Source organism: Patulibacter medicamentivorans (genome assembly GCF_000240225.1).
Classification (GTDB): domain Bacteria; phylum Actinomycetota; class Thermoleophilia; order Solirubrobacterales; family Solirubrobacteraceae; genus Patulibacter; species Patulibacter medicamentivorans.
The window spans coordinates 1-16,480 of record NZ_AGUD01000267.1; the positions used below are offsets into that span (position 1 = coordinate 1).

Below are 16,480 nucleotides of genomic sequence, written 5' to 3' on the forward strand. Positions count from 1 at the left end.
GTGGCGCGGCCGCGGGTGACGCGGCGGGCGGCGGTGGCGCGGCCGCGGGCGGCGCCGATGCGGCAGCGGGCGGTGCCGGGAACGGCGTGGCGGCGGTTGGCGGGGCGGAGATCTCCGGCACGGCCAGCGGCCGCACGGCGCTGCTGGCGGTCGTGACCGGCGACGGGATCGCCGAGACGTTCCGGTCGCTCGGCGCGGTCGTACTCGACGGCGGCGCGACGATGAACCCGTCGACCGCCGACCTGCTCGCCGCGATCGAGACGGCCGGCACCGACGAGGTCGTCCTGCTGACCAACAACTCGAACGTCCGGATGGCTGCCGATCGCGCGGCCGAGCTGGCCGAGCGGCCGGTCGTCGTGGTGCCGACCCGCTCGCAGCAGGCCGGCCTGGCGATCGCGGTCGGCCACGACCCGGAGCGCGGGGCGGCCGAGAACGCCCAGGCGCTCGCCGAGCTGCTCGACGACCTCGGCACCGGCGGCGTCGCCCCGGCGGCCCGCGAGGATCCCCAGGGCCGCTTCGCGATCGGCGACGCGCTCGGCTACGTCGACGAGGAGCTGATCGCCTGGGGCGAGCCCGAGGCGACGCTCCGGACCGTCCTCGAGCGCCTGGCCGAGGACCGCGAGCTGCTGACGGTGATCGCCGGCGACGGCGCCCCGCTCGACGGCGAGACGATCGACGGCCTGGCTCCTGACGGGGTCGAGGTCGAGCGCAGCCACGGCGGCCAGCCGGCGTGGTGGTGGCTCGTGGCGGCCGAGTAGCGGCGCGCGGGCGAGGGCCGCTCGGGCGGTGGGCGAGTCCTACAGGGCGTGACGAGCCACCGCGAGCGCGCCGGCCACCTCGGCGACGACGGCCAGGGGCCGCCGGGCCACCTCGTCGTCGGAGAAGCGAAGCAGTTCGTAGCCCCGCGCCCGGAACCAGCGGCTCTTGCGCTCGTCTCGCTCGCGATCCGCGCGGGTCCGGTGGTAACGGAAGCCGTCGACCTCGACGACGACTCGCGCATCGGGCCACGCCACGTCCACCTCCCAGGGGCCGATCCGCATGTTGCATCCCGCGCCATCGGCGAGGCCGGCCCCGCGGAGGCGGCGCCAGAGGTCGTCCTCGAGCCCCGACCTGCGGGTCCCCGTGGAGCCGGAGACGATCCGTCGCAGCTCTGTCGTACGCCGCCCGCGCGCACGATCGATCGCCCCGAGCAGGACGGTCGGCTGGAGGCCGTTGGCGACCTGGGCGGCGTTGACCATCCGCTCCAGTCGCCGGGGGTCGACGCGGCCGCCCAGGTCGACCAGCGTGCGCGCGGGCGCCGTGACCGGCAGTCCGTCGACCATCGTCCGGTCGCCGAGGGGCAGGGTCGCGGTCTGGTGGACGATCAGCCCGTCGCGGGACCGACGTGACCGCCCCCGTCCGAGGACGGCCACGTGGACCGGCGCTGCCAGCGCGAGCGGAGGCCCGAACCCGAGCAGCCCGGCCGCGGTCTCGTGGCTGAACCAGCCGGAGCCGCAGGCCAGCAGCCGCGCCCGCAACCGCCGGCGGAGGTCGCGGACGGGTGAGCCGATCGCGTAGACCCCGCGCAGCTCGATCCAGAACGCCCCGCGGGCCACGCGGCGCTCGATCGTTCGCGACGCGAATCCGGCGTGCAGCAGCTGACGGCGCGTGACCAGCCCGTCCTGGGACGCGGCGATCCGGGCAAGGCGCCGGTCGCGCGCCTCGGCGGTTGTCGGGACGACGGCGGGTGGCGTGGTGGCCGGTCGCGTGCTGGCGGCGATGGTCGCCGGCGCAGCAGCCGCTGGCCGGGAGGGGCAAACGTCACTCACCGGGCGGGCTCCGTAGGGGTGGTGACGGAACCCGCCGTCTGTGGCGGCCATTGGCCCTCGCCCTGGGCTGCCCCGCCGGTGAGTGACGTTCGCCCCTCTCCGAGGGCAGGCACGCGATTGGCGGAGAGCGGGAGGGGCGAGGGCACACGCCGATCATCCGGTCCGTCGCGCGACGCGTGGGTGCCTGCGCGTGCCGATCCTGCACCAGTCCTGCGCCGATCCTGCGACCAGCGCCCACGCATCCGCCCGGTGCGCCACGATCCCTGGCCGTGGCGACCGACGCCCATCCGCTCCTTCCGCCGCCGTTCGCCGGCGACGCCGAGCTGCCCGCCGACAGGGCGGCGCTCGCGGCTGCGCCGCTGCGGCGTCCGCGGCCCTCGCACTGGGGGCGCGACAGCGGGTTCGCCGGCAAGAAGGCGCTGGCGGCGGCGGGCCACCTGGGGATCGAGACGATCGGCGGGCTGCTCGGCCACCTGCCGGTCGAGAGCGGCGAGGTCGCGACGATCTCGCGGCTGCGACCGGAGGAGCGGCAGACCGTGATCGCCGAGGTCCGCAGCATCCGCAGCCGGCCGGTGCGGCGGCGCGGGATGCGGCCGCTGGTCGAGGCGCTCGTCGCCGACGGGACCGGCACGATGCAGGTCGCGTTCTTCAACCAGCCGTGGCTGGTCGAGCGCTACCCGCCGGGGACCCGCGTGCTCCTGAGCGGAACGCTGAAGGGCCCGCGGCGGTTCTCGGTCGCCCAGCACGCCCCGACCAGCGACCCGGTCGCCGCGGCCGAGCCGGTCGACGCCGGGCCGTCCGTGGCCCGCTACCCGACCACCGACGGGCTGACCTCGATCGAGATCATGGCCCGGGTCGGCGAGTTGCGAGAGCACTTCCACGACGCGCTCGATCCGCTGCCCGCCCGCCTGCGGGTCGACCAGCACCTGCCCGATCGCGTGGCGGCGCTGCACGCCGCCCACCTCGGCGATCACGAGGCCGGACGGCGGCGGCTGGCCTTCGACGAGCTGCTGATGGTCCAGCTGGAGTACCTGCGGCGTCGTCGCAGCCACGGCCGCGTCCGCCGGGCGCCGCGACTCGATGCGCCGGCGGACCTGACCGACCGGTGGGTCAGCGAGACGCTGCCGTTCCCGCTCACCGGCGACCAGCGGCGGGCGATCGGCGCCAACCTGGCGACGCTCGCCGGCCGGCCGTCACCGTCGCCCTCCTCCGAGGCCGGCGAGCCCGCGACCCGTGACGGCGAGCCCACGGCCCGCGACGCCCAGCCCGCGACCCGCGACGCCGCGGCCACAGGCGCGGCCACGGCCACGGCCCTCGCCACGGCCTCGGACGGCGCTGCCGATCCCGACGCCGCGGGCGTCGAGCCGCTCCAGCGGCTGCTGATGGGCGAGGTCGGCTCCGGCAAGACGGTCGTCGCGCTGCATGCGATGCTGCGGGCGGTCGAATGCGGCCACCAGGCGGCGCTGATGGCGCCGACGGAGACGCTCGCCGACCAGCACTTCCGCACGATCCAGGCGCTGCTGCCGGACGCGCTCGTCCCGGTCGGGCTGCTGACCGGATCGACCCCGGCGGCCCGCCGGCGGCCGCTGCTGGAGCGGCTCGCCAGCGGCGAGCTGCCGCTGATCGTCGGCACCCACGCGCTGCTCGAGGACCCGGTCGTCTTCCGCTCGCTGGCGGTGGCCGTGGTCGACGAGCAGCACCGCTTCGGCGTCCGCCAGCGGAGCGCGCTCGATCGCAAGGCGTCCGGCGGTGGCGGCGCCCCGCCGAGCCCCGACGGCGGGTTCGCGGCGTGGGCCCCGCACACCCTCCACATGACGGCGACGCCGATCCCGCGGACGATGGCGCTGCTGGCCTACGGCGACCTCGACGTGGTCGCGCTGCGCGAGCTGCCCAAGGGCCGGCGCCCGATCGCCACCCACGTCTGCGCCAGCGACCGCGAGCGCGCGCGGGCCTACCAGCGGATCCGCGAGGAGGTCGCCGCCGGCCGCCAGGCGTTCGTCGTCTGCCCGCTGGTCGAGGACTCCGAGAACCTCGAGGCGCGCTCGGCGGTCGCCGAGTACGAGCGGCTGCGGACCGGCGAGCTGCACGACCTGCGACTGGCCCTGCTGCACGGGCAGATGAAGCCGGCCGAGAAGCAGCGGGCGATGGAGGCCTTCGCCGCCGGCGAGGCCGACGTGCTGGTCGCCACGACCGTGATCGAGGTCGGGATCGACGTCCCGAACGCGACGGTGATGCTGGTCGAGAACGCCGAGCGGTTCGGGATCAGCCAGCTGCACCAGCTGCGCGGCCGCGTCGGCCGCGGAGAGCACCAGGCGATCTGCCTGCTGTTCGGGCCCAAGGGCGCCGCCCGGCTGCGGGCGCTGGCCGCCCACGCGGACGGCTTCGCCCTGTCCGAGGTCGACCTCGAGCTGCGCGGCGAGGGCGAGCTGATCGGCACCCGCCAGTCCGGCCTGGCCCGCTTCGCGACCGCGCGGCTGCCCGACGACAACGACCTGCTGCTGCGGGCGCGCGAGGTCGCCGAGCAGCTGGCGGCCGACGACCCCGAGCTGGAGGACCCGCTGCACCGGCCGCTCGCCGACGCGCAGGAGTCGTGGCGCGCGCGCTTCGAGGCCGACGACGACGCGATCCCGGCCTGACGGCGGGGCCCCGCGACGTTCCGGTCGTCTGCCGACCGCAACGTCACATCCGGTCCGGCGGCTCGCCCACCGCCCACCGCCCACCGGTCGGCGGGTCGGCAGCCCGCCGGCGGCCCGCCCGACGAGCGCGCCGCTACCCTTCGCGCCGATGCGCGTGATCGCCGGGCGATTCGGGGGCAGGCGGCTCGCCGCGCCACCCGGCACGGGCACCCGACCGACGGCCGATCGCGTCCGCGAGGCGCTGTTCTCGATCCTCGGCCCGCCGACCGGCGCCGCGGTCCTGGACCTCTTCGCCGGAAGCGGGGCGCTCGGGTTGGAGGCGCTCTCCCGCGGGGCCGCCTCGGTCACCTTCGTCGAGCGCGACCGCCGCGCCGCGGGCGTCCTGCGCGAGAACCTCCAGGCGCTCGGCGTGGGGGAGGACGAGGCGCGCGTGCTCGCGATCGAGGCCGCCCGCCACCTCCGGGACGCAGCGACGCGCGGCGACGCATACGATCTCGTCCTGCTCGACCCGCCCTACCGCGACGCGGACCGGCTCGGACCGATCCTCGACGCGGGACTGCGGCCCCTGCTGCGGCCCGGGGCACGGGTGGTGACGGAATCAGACCGTCGCCATCCGCTGCCGCTGGAACTGCCGCTTGAAGACGAACGCCGCTACGGCGACACCCTGATCCGGATCCACGGAGCATGAGCACCGAGAAGCGCATCGCCGTCGTGCCGGGGAGCTACGACCCCGTCACCAACGGCCACCTCGACATCATCAAGCGGGCCGCCGGGCTCTTCGACGAGGTCGTCGTGGCCGTCGTCAACCAATCGGTCCGCAAGAGCAAGGCGATGTTCTCGATCGACGAGCGGCTGGGGTTCATCACCGGCGCGCTCGCCGCCGAGGGGATCACCAACGTCCGCGCCGAGCCGTTCTACGAGCTGGTCGTGTCCTACGCGCGGCGGATCGGCGCGACCGCGATCGTCAAGGGCCTGCGGCAGGCGTCGGACTTCGAGTACGAGATGCAGATGGGCCACCTCAACCGCCAGCAGGCGGAGGAGATCGAGTCGATCTTCGTGATGGCCAGCCCGCAGTTCGCCTTCCTCTCGTCGAGCTGGGTCAAGGAGCTGGCCCGCTTCGACGGCCGGATCGACGGGCTCGTCCCGGCGCCGGTCCAGGCCGCGCTGACGGCGCGCGTCGCCGAGCTGCGCGACGACGGCTAGCGGCGCTCCACGGGCGCTGCCAGCCGGCTGCGCGTGGGCGCCGTCTTGCACGTCAGCGCCCGGAAATTGGCGGCACGGCCGGCATCCGTCACCATGTACGGGAGTTCCGCTGTGCGCGGGATCCGCGCCGTCGAGAAGGAATCGACGCCGCGACCGCGAAACGGAAGGCTGCCATGGACGTTCTGGTCCTCATCGACAAGCTCGACGATCTCGTACACAACGCGAAGCCCGTTCCGCTCACGGATCAGGTTCGCGTTGACCGCGAGGAGATCTTCGACATCCTCGATCAGATGCGCGCGACGATCCCGGAAGAGATCAAGCAGGCGCGTTGGATCGTCAAGGAGCGTCAGGAGATGCTCGCCGAGGCCAAGCGCGAGGCCGAGCGGATCATCAAGGAGGGCAAGGAGCAGCAGGTCGAGCTCGTGTCCCAGCAGGAGGTCGTCAAGCTCGCCGAGCGCGAGGCCGACGACATCGTCGACGAGGCCCGGGCCCGCGAGCGGGAGATCCGCCTCGGTGCCGAGGACTACGCCGACGAGATCCTGAACACGCTCGAGGTGAACCTCATGAAGTTCATCGCCGCCGTTCGCCGCGGCCGCGAGCGCCTGCAGGGCAAGGACGACGCCGAGCTGGAGCCCGCCGAGCGCTGAGCTCGGCGCCCGGCGGTCGGCTGAGGCCGCCGCCGGCGCTCCACGCGGCACCGGGGGACCCGCGTCCCCCGGCCGGGCGATGGGCACCGTCCCACGGCCGCACTAGGGTCGACGGGCAGCATCCGTTCCGTCTCCCCGAAGGGGTCCTCGTGGGTCCACAGATCCGATCCCGCCGCACCGCGGCGGCGCTCACCGCCGTCGCAGCGCTCGCCACGACCGCCGCGATCCCGGCGACCGCCGGGGCGACGCTCGTCTACACCAAGGGCACGGCCTCCCAGTCGATCTGGGTCGCCGCCGACGACGGCAGCGGCGCCCGCCGGCTCGTCGCCGGCACCACCGCGCACGTCTCCGCCGACGGTTCGCTGGTCAGCTATGCGACGCCGATGACCTCCGACGGCGACAGCACGCTGCGCGTGATCCCGGCCGCCGGCGGTCCGCCCCGCGATCTCGTTCCCCACCTCCAGTACGGCGCCTTCGCCTGGTCGTCCGACGGGCGCTGGATCGCCGCCACCAGCGGCCCCGAGGTCGGCCGCCGGCGGCTGGTGCTGGTCGACGTGGCGACCGGGACGCGGCGGACGCTCGCCCGCGGCTCCTTCACCGGCGCGTCGTTCTCGCCCGACTCCCGCCAGCTGGTCTACGACCAGGCCGCCCACGGCGACCGGGGCTTCCCGAAGGCCGACCTCTTCGTCGCGCCGGTCACGGGCGGCACCGCCCGCCGGCTGACCCGCGACGGCCACAGCCAGGTCCCGGTCTGGGGGCCGAGCACGATCGCCTACGCCCACTGGGCCCGCCCGACCGGCCGCCACCGCCGCGAGGACGGGCCGAAGTACAACCTGCGCCTGATCCGGCCCGACGGCAGCGGGCGCCGGGTGCTCACGAAGCGCAGGATCCCGTGGCTGCTGTCCGGGCTCTTCCCGACCGCGTTCTCCGCCGACGGCACCCGGCTGCTGGCCGAGTTCGGCGGCCAGGACACGTCGTTCGCCGTCACGGTCGACCCGGCCACCGGCAAGCAGCGCCAGTTCGGCAACGGCGGCGGCCCGATCGGCAGCAATCTGTCGCGCGACGGCACGACGATCCTCGGCGTCGAGGGGGGCATCGAGGAGACCTCGCGCGCCAAGGTGGTCGCGATCCCCTACGGCGACGGCAAGCGGACGGTCCTCGCGACCGGCGCCTACGACCCCGACTGGAACCGGTAGCCGAGGCTCAGGCGGCCCGCGCCGACCACCACCGCACCAGGTCGGTGACCTGGTGGGGCAGGGGGTCGGCGCCCCGCCGGCGGGTCATCACGACCCGCAGCGCGGCCAGCGGGTCGAGCCCGTCGGCCTGGGCCAGCGAGGCGGCGGCGGCGACCACCGACCGCTGCCAGCCGGCGCGGCAGTGCAGGTAGACGACGTCCCCGTCGCCGCGGGCGCCGCGGACCAGCGCGGCGGCCCGCTCCAGGTGCCCCGGCAGCAGGTGGCCGAAGTCGGTGATCGGCACCCGGTCCTCGGCGATCCCGCTGGCGGCGTAGGCGGTGCTGACCGCCTCGCGCTCGCCCTCGCCGTACTCGGGATCGTCGACCAGGCTGACGACGCGGGTGACGCCGCGGGCCGCCAGCACGGCGACGTCGTCGGCGTCGCGGGGGAGCGCGCCGACGTGGAGGCCGTCGGCGACCTCGTCGAGCCCGTAGTCGGTGAACCAGCGCGACACGCGCTGGACGCTAGAGCACCGACGACGCGGACGCCGCATGCGGGCCGCACGGACCAGTCGCCTGGCGGCTACCTCGGAGTAGGATTCGGCGCCATGGCTCTCCCCGCCCCGCTCGAGAAGGTCGCCGCGTCCGCCGGCAAGACGGCGTTCACGCTCCACCAGCTCACGACCGCCGGAGTCGTGGGTCCGATGCCGCCGCAGAAGGTCCCCAAGATCCTGCGCGCGCTGCGCGGGTTCGGCCCGACGCCCGCCGCCGGCTACACGATGAACGCCGTCCGCCGCCCGGACCACACGGCGATCATCGACGAGACCGGCTCGCTGAGCTTCCGCGAGGTCCACGAGCGCTCCAACGCGCTCGCCCACGAGCTGCGGCGGCTCGGCGTCAAGGAGGGCGACAGCCTGGCGGTGATGTGCCGCAACCACCGCGGCTTCGTCGAGACGATCGTCGCGGCGTCGAAGCTGGGCGTCCACCAGCTGTTGCTGAACACGATGTTCAGCGGCCCCCAGATCACCGACGTCCTCGCCCGCGAGAAGCCGGTCGTCGCGGTCTACGACCAGGAGTTCCACGGCCTTGTCGCGCCCGGGGCCGCCGCCCTCAAGCGGGTCGTCTGGACCCACGAGAGCGCCGGCGAGCACACGACCGGCGAGCCGACGGCCGAGCAGCTGATCGCCCGCGGCGACCGCTCGGACCTGACCCCGCCCGGCGAGCGCGGGCGGATGGTGATCCTGACCTCGGGCACCACCGGCACGCCGAAGGGCGCCGCGCGCCAGCAGCCGAAGTCGCTGAACCCGGCCGCCCAGATCCTCTCGCGGATGCCGCTGCGCTCGGAGGAGCGCACGATGCTCGCCGCGCCGATGTTCCACTCGTGGGGCTACCTGCACTTCACGATGGGCTTCGCGCTCGGGTCGACGCTGGTCCTCCAGCGCCGCTTCACGCCCGAGGGCACCCTGGCCGCGATCGCCGAGCACCGCTGCCAGGTGCTGCCGGTCGTCCCGGTGATGCTGCAGCGGATCCTCGAGCTGCCCGACGAGGAGATCGCCAAGCACGACCTGTCGTCGCTGCGGATCGTCGCGCTCTCCGGCTCGGCGCTCCCCGGCGAGCTGGCGATCCGGGCGATGGACCGGCTCGGCGACGTGCTCTACAACCTCTACGGCTCGACCGAGGTCGGCTGGGCGACGATCGCCGACCCGGTCGACCTGCGCGCCGCCCCGGGCACCGCCGGCCGCGCCCCGCGCGGCACCGCCGTCCGGCTCTACGACGACCAGGCGCGCCAGATCACCGCGCCGAACGCGGTCGGACGGATCTTCGTCGGCAACGACATGAAGTTCGACGGCTACACCGGCGGGGGCGGCAAGGACGTCATCGACGGCCTGCTCTCGTCCGGCGACGTCGGCCACTTCGACGAGGACGGGCGCCTGTTCGTCGACGGTCGCGACGACGACATGATCGTCTCCGGCGGCGAGAACGTCTTCCCGCGCGAGGTCGAGGACCTGATCGCCGACCTGCCGCAGGTCAAGGAGGTCTCGGTCCTCGGCGTCCCCGACGCCGAGTGGGGCGCGCGGCTGCGGGCGTTCGTCGTGCCGGTCGACGGCGAGACCGTCGACGCCGACGCGATCCGCGCCCACGTCAAGGCCAACCTCGCCTCGTTCAAGGTCCCGCGCGAGGTCGTGGTGCTCGACGAGCTGCCGCGCAACGCGACCGGCAAGGTGCTGAAGCGGGAGCTCAAGGAGCTGCCGGCCTAGCCCCGGCCCGCGACCCTGGCGCGGCCCCGCTCGTCCGGCGAGATCCGTCGTCGCGCTGTGCCAGGGTGGACCGCGTGGGGGTCGAACGATGACGGGCCGACGGACGATCGCGGCGGCGCTGGCGCTCGCCGCCGGGCTGCTGCCGCCGGCGGTGGCGGCAGCCGAGGCGCCGCTGCGCGACCATCCCGCGCCGCAGGTCGCGATCGCCGACGGCGACGACCGCGGACCGGTCGACCTGCGCCGCACGAGCCTGGTCCAGGACGGCGACCAGCTGGTCTGGCGGGTCCTGACGGCGCACCCCTGGACCGCGGCCGACCTGCGGGCCGGGGCCGGACGCCGGATCTGCCTCAGCACCCACCGCCGCGACGGCGACGAGGCGTCGCGGCTCTGCATCGGCTGGAGCGGCCACCGGCTGCGCGCTCGCGCGACGGCGATCGGCGCGTCGGGGCGCCCGAGCGGCTGGACCGCCTCGAGCGCCCGCGTGCGGCGGGTCGACGGCCGCACGATCGAGGTCCGCGGCCCCGTCGCCGAGCTCGGACGGCGGCTCGGCACGGTCCGCTGGTCGGTCACCAGCCAGTGGGTCGGCGGCGACGCCTGCCCGGCCGTCGGCCACTGCCGCGACCGCGCGCCGGACCGCGGCACCGCCAGCTACGAGACCCGGCGGCCGCTGGTCGTCGGCTGCACGCCGAGCGGGCCCGACAGCGTCCGCCAGGGCCCCGCCGTCAAGCAGGTCGCACTGACCTTCGACGACGGGCCGTGGCAGCTGACGTCGCAGTTCCTCGACCGCCTGCGCCACTACGACGTCCCGGCGACCTTCTTCATGATCGGCCGCCAGGTGGCCGCCGAGGCGCCGCTGCTGCGGCGGATGGTGCGCGAGGGCCACGCGCTCGGCAACCACACCTGGAGCCACGCCGACGTCGCCGGCGGCAACGCCGGCCAGCTGACCTCGACCAGCGACGCGATCCGGCACGCGACCGGGGTCTCGCCGTGCGTCTTCCGGCCGCCGGGCGGCGCCACCAGCGCGACGCTCGCCGCCCAGGCCCGGTCGCTGGGGATGGTCGACGTCCTCTGGTCGATCGACACCGACGACTGGCGGGGCCCGCCGAGCACGGCGACGATCGTCGCCCGCGCGCTGGCCGCCGGCCCGGGCGGGATCGTCCTGATGCACGACGGCGGCGGCCCGCGGGGCAACACGCTCGCCGCGCTGCCCCAGATCATCTCCGGCCTCCGCGCTCGCGGCTACCGGCTGGTGACCGTCCCGCAGCTGCTCGGGCTGTCGCAGCGGTTCGGGTACCAGCGCGTCCGGGGCTGAGCGCCGGCTCGAGCCCCGGCGGCGCGGGGCTCCCGGCGCAGACCGCGGCGCGGCGCCGGGTACGCTGGGGGCATGGTTCCCGAGGAGCTGCTCGACCTCTCCGGTCTCCGGATGTCCCCCGGCGAGGGCCGGCGGCTCGACCTGCCGGTCGCGCTCGACGCGGTCCGCCTGAGCGAGCAGGGCTACGCGCCCGAGCCGGCCGTCCCGACGGTGCGGCTGGACATCTCGCGGATGAACGGCGGCGGCTACGCGCTGCGGCTGCGGTTCGACGCCCGGATCGCGGGGCCCTGCATGCGCTGCCTGCAGCCGACCGGCGCCGACATCGAGGTCGACGTCCGCGAGCTGGAGCAGAAGGCCGGCAGCGCGCGCGACGACGAGCAGCTCGACAGCGACTACGTCGAGGGCGACGACCTGCTGCTCGCCCGCTGGGCCAACGACTCGTTCGTCTTCTCGCTGCCGCCGCGGGTGCTCTGCCGCGAGGACTGCCGCGGGCTCTGCCCCGAGTGCGGTGCCGACCTCAACGAGAACCCCGAGCACCGCCACGAGGCGGCGCCCGATCCGCGCTGGGCGGCGCTCCAGGGCATCCAGTTCGACGAGGACGGGCGGCTCGTCGACGGCGGCTGAGCGGACCGTCGCGGAAACGTCCGGGCGAACCCGGACAGGTAAGGGGCGTGGACGACGACCTGCAGGGGCAGGCGGATCGCGACCGGTTCGCCGCCCTCTACGCCGACAACGCCCGAGCCCTGCTCGGCTACGCCCTGCGCCGGTGCCCGACGCCCGAGGACGCCGCGGACCTGGTGTCCGAGGTCTTCCTGGTCGCCTGGCGCCGGCTCGACGAGGTGCCGGCGGGTCCCGACGCGCGGCCCTGGCTGTTCGGGACCGCGCGGCTGACGCTGGCCAACCAGCGTCGCGGGGCTGCCCGCCGGATCCGGCTCGGCGAGACGCTGCGGCGTCACGTCGGCGAGGCGCTGGCCGAGGACCCGGCCCGCGCCGTCGTGCGACGTGAGCGCGACGGCGACCTCGATCGCGCGCTGACGACGCTGTCGGAGCTGGATCGCGGCCTGCTGACGCTGATCGCCTGGGACGGGATGACCCCGGCTCAGGCGGCGGCGACGCTCGGGCTGCGGCCCGCCGTGGTGCGGGTCCGGCTGCACCGGGCGCGCCAGCGTCTGCGGCAGGCCCTCGAGGCCCAGGAGGCGGCCGTCGACCACGCCCGCCCGGGAGCTCCCCGCGAACCCGGGACGATCGCCAACCGCGAGGAGCGCCGAGCATGAGCACGCCGACCACCACCCCCGATCCCCTCGGCTACCTGGGCCCGCGCCTGCGCGATGCCGACCCGCTCGACGAGCGGCTGCTGCCCGAGCTGCCGCCGGAGCTGCTGGCCGCCGCGGCGGCCGAGATCGCCGCGACGCCGCGGATGCCGGGCGCGGCCGCTGCGTCTCGCCCCCGTCGCCGGACTCGCTCGCGGCGGACGTCGCTGGCCCTGGCCCTGGTCGTCCTGCTCGGCATCCCGTCGGCGGCCGTCGCGACCTACGTCGGGATCCACACCGGCTTCTTCCCGGCGGCCGGCGACACCGAATCCGAGCCGGGGGAGGAGTACCTCGACACCAGCCAGCCGGGGATCGTGTCGGTCGTCCGCCAGCTGACCGTCGGCGTGCCGCTGCCCGCGGGCGACGGCTGGGGGCCGCTGCTGGCGCGCTACCCGGCCGAGGAGGGCCTGATGCAGCGGTCCGGCCTCGGCGTCGCCGTCGAGCACTACGCCCGCTGCCGCTGGGACCGCGCCTACCTGCGGGCCGACGCCGCCGGCGATCGGGCGGCCCGCGAGCGCGCGGCGCGGGTGATCGCGACCAGCGCCCGCTGGCGCTACACCGTCGCCACCGACGGCGGCGGCGTCGTCGCGCTCTACGAGCGCCAGGGCCGGACCGCGCTGCGCGGCGACGCCCGGCTCCTCCGCCGCGACTGGCGGGCCAACTGCTGAACCCGGCGCCGGCGCAGCGAACCGTCCCGACCCCGCGCCGCGGGCGGGGCGATTCGCCGGCCGCGCCCGCCACGGCGCCCGCGAACCGGAGCTGGAACCGGAAGTCGTTCCGGCGCCCGATCCCGTACCATTCCGCTCCTTATGGCCGTCCCCAAGCAGAAGCAGTCGCACGCCCGTACCGCGAAGCGGCGCGCGCAGCACAAGGCTGCCCGCCCGACGGTCAACGAGTGCCCCCAGTGCCACAGCCCCCGGATTCCGCACCGCGTGTGCGGCACCTGTGGCTACTACGACGGCCGCGTCGTCGTCGCGCCGAAGAGCTCGACGGACTTCTAGTCCGCGCGATGTAGGCTGGCCGCTCCGGCCAGCCACGTACGGCCCGCCCGCCCGCGCGCCGCGCCCGGGCCACCCGCGTCACCCGACCCGCACCGCCGACCCCGTGCCGGCGCCGGGTCGTCCTACGCCCCGCCGCAGACCCTCGTTCCTCCGCTCGTGACCGTCACCGTCGCCGTCGACACCACCGGAGCGGACCTCGGACCAGCCGAGGTCGCGCAGGGCGCCCTGATCGCCGCGCGCCAGGGGATCGCCGTGCGCCTCTACGGCCCGGCCCCGGAGCTGCGCGAGGTCGTCGGCACGACCGCCGGGATCGAGATCGTCGACGCGCCGCTGTCGATCGCCAAGGCGCCCGACCCGGTGACCGCCGTCCGAGCCAACCCGGACGCCTCGATCGTTCAGGTCGTCCGGGCCGTCGCGAGCGGCGACGCCGACGCGTTCGTCGTCGCCGGCGCCACCGGTCCGGCGCTCGCCGCCGGCCTGCTGCACGTCCGCCGGGCCAAGGGCATCCACCGCCCGGCGCTGGCGCTGCCGCTGCCGATCCCCGGCAAGTCGCCGGTCACGCTGGTCGACGTCGGCGCCAACGTCGAGTCGCGGCCCGATCACCAGGTCCAGTTCGCCTTCATGGGCGCGGCCCTGGCCCGCACCGTGCTCGGGATCGACCGCCCGCGCGTGGCGCTGCTGTCCAACGGCGAGGAGCCGACCAAGGGCACCCCCGACGTGGTCGAGGTCCACGGCCTGCTGCGCGAGCGGCTGGCCGGCAACCCCTACGTCGACTTCGTCGGCAACGTCGAGGGCACCGACGTCACCGAGGGCGCCGCCGACGTCGTGGTCACCGACGGCTTCACCGGCAACATCACCCTCAAGCTGATCGAGGGCGTCTCGCAGACGGTCGTGCGGGAGATCCGCGCCGCCGCCAAGTCGAACCCGGTCGCGATGCTCGGCGGCCTGTTGCTGAAGCCGGCGCTCGGCCGCTTCCGGCAGGAGATCGACCCCGAGGGTCCGGGCGGGGCCTACCTGCTGGGCCTGCGCTCGCTCGGCGTCGTGCCCCACGGCCGCTTCACCCGCAACGGCTTCGGCGAGGCGATCGTGCGCGCCGCCCGCGGCGCCGAGGGCGACCTCGTCGAGCTGGTCCACCACGACCTCGAGGCGGCCGGAGCGCTGCGCCGGGCGCCGGCGATGGGGAGTGCCAACGGCACCGCCGCGGCGGCCGCGGCGGGCGCCCGGACGACCGCCGAGGGCGGCGCCGCCGACGGGCGCGGTCCTTCCGAGTCGGCCACCAGCTAGCGTTCATCGACCATGACCCGTGACGAGGTGTTCGACATCGTCCGGCGCCATCTGGCCGACGAGCTGGAGGTCGACCCGGATTCCATCACCGAGGGCACCCGCCTGCGGGAGGACCTCGAGGCCGACTCGCTGGATCTCTTCACGCTGGTGCAGGAGCTGGACGACACCCACGGCGTCCAGCTGCCCGAGGACGAGGCGGCCACGATCACGACGGTCGGCGAGGCCGTCGACGCCGTCCTGCGACACCTGCCCGCGGCCGCGTAGGCCGACGTGAGCGAGAGCACCGCCACCGACCGGCTGCGCGACCTGCTGGACGCGCTCCCGGACGCCCTGCGCCGGCAGGTGCTCAGCCACGCCTCGTGGACCAGCCGTCGCGCCGACAGCTACGAGCGGCTGGCGTTCCTCGGCGACAGCGTCCTCGAGCTGGCGGTCTCGACCCACCTCTTCCGGACCCTCGACGCCGATCGCTTCGGCGCCGGCCGCCTGACCGAGGTCCGCGCGGGCACCGTCTCCGGCGCCGCCTGCCGCGGCGTCGCCGAGCGGCTCGAGGTGCCGCGGCGGATGGCCGAGGTCGCCCCCGACAACCTGCAGACCCGCGTCGCCGACCTGACGCGGACCGAGCGGGTGCTGGCCTCGGTCTGCGAGGCGATCATCGGGGCCTGCTTCCTGGAGCACGGCTACGAGACGACCGCGGTCGCCGTGGTCGAGGCGTTCGCGCCGGAGCTGGGCGAGGCGCTCGACCATCCCGCCGACCACAAGAGCAAGCTCCAGGAGTGGCTGATGGCCCGCGGGCGGGCGGTCGTCTACAACGTCGTCGAGGAGCTCGGCGAGCCCCACGCGCGGACGTTCGTGGTCGAGGCGACCGTCGAGGGCGCGGCCGTCGGCTCGGGCCGCGGCCGGTCGAAGAAGCTGGCCGAGCAGGAGGCGGCCCGCGAGGCGCTCGTCACCCTCGGGGTGTAGAACGCTCCAGGCCCGCCGATGCACCTGAAGTCCGTCACCCTCAAGGGGTTCAAGTCGTTCCCCGACCGCACCCGGCTGGAGTTCGACCCGGGAGTCTCGGTCGTGGTCGGCCCCAACGGGTCGGGCAAGAGCAACGTCACCGACGCCGTCCTCTGGGCGCTCGGCGAGCAGCGGCCGCTGGCGATCCGCGGCCAGTCGATGCAGGACGTGATCTTCGGTGGCGGCAAGGGCGTCCAGGCCCGCAGCGCGGCCGAGGTCGAGCTGGTCCTCGACAACTCCGACGGCACGGTCGACCTGCCGGTCTCCGAGATCTCGGTCGTCCGCCGGCTCGACCGCTCCGGCGAAGGTGGCTACCGGCTCAACGGCGCCAAGTGCCGCCTGACCGACGTCCAGGAGGTGCTCTCCGACACCGGCCTCGGCAAGGAGGCGCACTCCGTGGTCTCGCAGGGGCGGGTCGAGGCGATCGTGACCTCGAAGCCGAAGGACCGGCGGCTGCTGATCGAAGAGGCGGCCGGCCTCGGCAAGCACCGCAAGCGCCGCCGCCGCGCGCAGCTGAAGCTCGAGCGCACGCGCGAGAACCTGGACCAGGCGCTGCTGGTCGAGCAGGAGGCCCGCAAGCAGCTGGGGCCGCTGAAGCGCCAGGCCGAGGCCGCCGAGCTGCACGAGCGGCTCGAGCGCCAGACCACCGAGGCCCGCTGGGAGCTGGTCCGCGACGGCCTCCGCGAGCGCCGCGCACAGCTGGCCGCGGCCGAGACCGAGACGACCGCCGCCCGCGCCGAGCGCGAGACCGCCCAGGGCCAGCTGGACGGCGTCGTCGCCGAGCGGCGCGAGGCCGAGGAGGCGCTGGCCGAGCAGGCGCAGCGCCGCGACCGGCTCGCCTCGCGCGC

At 75.4% G+C, this 16,480-nt stretch carries 18 protein-coding genes and 1 pseudogene; 16 read left to right on the forward strand and 3 right to left on the reverse strand.

The genetic code is table 11. The features are described from left to right. Positions 1-758, forward strand: a pseudogene (locus tag PAI11_RS19005) (hypothetical protein); the annotation flags it as partial. Between the two features lie 39 nt (positions 759-797). Here PAI11_RS19005 and PAI11_RS19010 read toward each other — a convergent pair. Then, positions 798-1,808 carry a DUF559 domain-containing protein gene (locus PAI11_RS19010; RefSeq protein ID WP_170320755.1) on the reverse strand — a complete coding sequence of 337 codons (1,011 nt, stop codon included), beginning with the start codon at positions 1,806-1,808 and terminating at the stop codon, positions 798-800. Positions 1,809-2,077: 269 nt separating this feature from the next. Between PAI11_RS19010 and PAI11_RS19015 the strand changes: the two genes are divergently transcribed. From PAI11_RS19015 to coaD, 3 genes are all read left to right on the forward strand, one after another. Next, a complete protein-coding gene (locus PAI11_RS19015; protein WP_007577830.1) occupies positions 2,078-4,444 on the forward strand; it encodes an ATP-dependent DNA helicase RecG in 2,367 nt (788 codons plus the stop codon). A 148-nt stretch (positions 4,445-4,592) separates the two neighbouring features. Further along, entirely contained in the window at positions 4,593-5,132 is a 540-nt protein-coding gene (gene rsmD / locus PAI11_RS19020) for a 16S rRNA (guanine(966)-N(2))-methyltransferase RsmD (protein ID WP_007577832.1), read from the forward strand. Beyond that, positions 5,129-5,647, forward strand: a complete 519-nt coding sequence (gene coaD, locus PAI11_RS19025) for a pantetheine-phosphate adenylyltransferase (RefSeq protein ID WP_007577833.1) — start codon at positions 5,129-5,131, stop codon at positions 5,645-5,647. Before rsmD ends, coaD begins: the two co-directional genes overlap by 4 nt. On the opposite strand, the gene PAI11_RS27515 is transcribed toward coaD, so the two are convergent. Further along, a complete protein-coding gene (locus tag PAI11_RS27515) occupies positions 5,644-5,865 on the reverse strand; it encodes a hypothetical protein (protein ID WP_170320754.1) in 222 nt (73 codons plus the stop codon). The genes coaD and PAI11_RS27515 overlap by 4 nt on opposite strands. Positions 5,866-5,937: 72 nt before the next feature. On the opposite strand from PAI11_RS27515, the gene PAI11_RS19030 reads away from it, so the two are divergent. Both PAI11_RS19030 and PAI11_RS19035 read left to right on the forward strand, forming a co-directional pair. Further along, entirely contained in the window at positions 5,938-6,294 is a 357-nt protein-coding gene (locus tag PAI11_RS19030; protein WP_244406572.1) for an ATPase, read from the forward strand. 149 nt (positions 6,295-6,443) lie between these two features. Next, the gene (locus tag PAI11_RS19035) at positions 6,444-7,490 is read left to right on the forward strand and encodes a PD40 domain-containing protein (protein ID WP_007577837.1); all 1,047 of its coding nucleotides are present in this window, start codon (positions 6,444-6,446) and stop codon (positions 7,488-7,490) included. A 7-nt stretch (positions 7,491-7,497) separates the two neighbouring features. Here the strand turns inward: PAI11_RS19035 and PAI11_RS19040 are convergent, their stop codons facing one another. Further along, positions 7,498-7,983, reverse strand: a complete 486-nt coding sequence (locus PAI11_RS19040) for a protein-tyrosine phosphatase family protein (RefSeq protein WP_007577839.1) — start codon at positions 7,981-7,983, stop codon at positions 7,498-7,500. Positions 7,984-8,076: 93 nt separating this feature from the next. Between PAI11_RS19040 and PAI11_RS19045 the strand changes: the two genes are divergently transcribed. From PAI11_RS19045 to PAI11_RS19090, 10 genes are all read left to right on the forward strand, one after another. After that, positions 8,077-9,726: an acyl-CoA synthetase gene (locus PAI11_RS19045; protein ID WP_007577841.1), complete on the forward strand. Its 1,650-nt coding sequence runs from the start codon at positions 8,077-8,079 to the stop codon at positions 9,724-9,726. Positions 9,727-9,814: 88 nt separating this feature from the next. Beyond that, entirely contained in the window at positions 9,815-11,038 is a 1,224-nt protein-coding gene (locus PAI11_RS24780; protein WP_007577843.1) for a polysaccharide deacetylase family protein, read from the forward strand. A gap of 72 nt (positions 11,039-11,110) precedes the next feature. Next, positions 11,111-11,662, forward strand: coding sequence for a YceD family protein (locus tag PAI11_RS19055; RefSeq protein ID WP_007577846.1), 552 nt, complete (start codon positions 11,111-11,113; stop codon positions 11,660-11,662). A gap of 47 nt (positions 11,663-11,709) precedes the next feature. Then, the gene (locus tag PAI11_RS19060; RefSeq protein ID WP_007577849.1) at positions 11,710-12,312 is read left to right on the forward strand and encodes an RNA polymerase sigma factor; all 603 of its coding nucleotides are present in this window, start codon (positions 11,710-11,712) and stop codon (positions 12,310-12,312) included. Continuing rightward, a complete protein-coding gene (locus tag PAI11_RS24785) occupies positions 12,309-13,016 on the forward strand; it encodes a hypothetical protein (protein WP_007577851.1) in 708 nt (235 codons plus the stop codon). The genes PAI11_RS19060 and PAI11_RS24785 overlap by 4 nt, the downstream gene beginning before the upstream one ends. A 141-nt stretch (positions 13,017-13,157) precedes the next feature. Next, the gene (rpmF, locus tag PAI11_RS19070) at positions 13,158-13,349 is read left to right on the forward strand and encodes a 50S ribosomal protein L32 (RefSeq protein WP_007577852.1); all 192 of its coding nucleotides are present in this window, start codon (positions 13,158-13,160) and stop codon (positions 13,347-13,349) included. 156 nt (positions 13,350-13,505) lie between these two features. Beyond that, on the forward strand, positions 13,506-14,633 hold the full coding sequence (locus tag PAI11_RS19075; protein ID WP_007577854.1) for a phosphate acyltransferase: 1,128 nt from the start codon (positions 13,506-13,508) through the stop codon (positions 14,631-14,633). Between the two features lie 12 nt (positions 14,634-14,645). After that, positions 14,646-14,897 carry an acyl carrier protein gene (locus tag PAI11_RS19080; RefSeq protein WP_007577855.1) on the forward strand — a complete coding sequence of 84 codons (252 nt, stop codon included), beginning with the start codon at positions 14,646-14,648 and terminating at the stop codon, positions 14,895-14,897. A gap of 6 nt (positions 14,898-14,903) precedes the next feature. After that, on the forward strand, positions 14,904-15,593 hold the full coding sequence (locus PAI11_RS19085) for a ribonuclease III family protein (RefSeq protein ID WP_007577856.1): 690 nt from the start codon (positions 14,904-14,906) through the stop codon (positions 15,591-15,593). A gap of 18 nt (positions 15,594-15,611) precedes the next feature. Then, a partial coding sequence (locus PAI11_RS19090; protein ID WP_040601001.1) for an AAA family ATPase occupies positions 15,612-16,480 on the forward strand: 869 nt, incomplete at its 3' end.

Coding starts and splice junctions, on each gene's coding strand:
- rsmD (WP_007577832.1), top strand. CDS start 4,593: ATGCGCGTGATCGCCGGGCGATTCGGGGGCAGGCGGCTCGCCGCGCCA.
- coaD (WP_007577833.1), top strand. CDS start 5,129: ATGAGCACCGAGAAGCGCATCGCCGTCGTGCCGGGGAGCTACGACCCC.
- PAI11_RS19030 (WP_244406572.1), top strand. CDS start 5,938: ATGCGCGCGACGATCCCGGAAGAGATCAAGCAGGCGCGTTGGATCGTC.
- PAI11_RS19045 (WP_007577841.1), top strand. CDS start 8,077: ATGGCTCTCCCCGCCCCGCTCGAGAAGGTCGCCGCGTCCGCCGGCAAG.
- PAI11_RS24780 (WP_007577843.1), top strand. CDS start 9,815: ATGACGGGCCGACGGACGATCGCGGCGGCGCTGGCGCTCGCCGCCGGG.
- PAI11_RS19055 (WP_007577846.1), top strand. CDS start 11,111: ATGGTTCCCGAGGAGCTGCTCGACCTCTCCGGTCTCCGGATGTCCCCC.
- PAI11_RS24785 (WP_007577851.1), top strand. CDS start 12,309: ATGAGCACGCCGACCACCACCCCCGATCCCCTCGGCTACCTGGGCCCG.
- rpmF (WP_007577852.1), top strand. CDS start 13,158: ATGGCCGTCCCCAAGCAGAAGCAGTCGCACGCCCGTACCGCGAAGCGG.
- PAI11_RS19080 (WP_007577855.1), top strand. CDS start 14,646: ATGACCCGTGACGAGGTGTTCGACATCGTCCGGCGCCATCTGGCCGAC.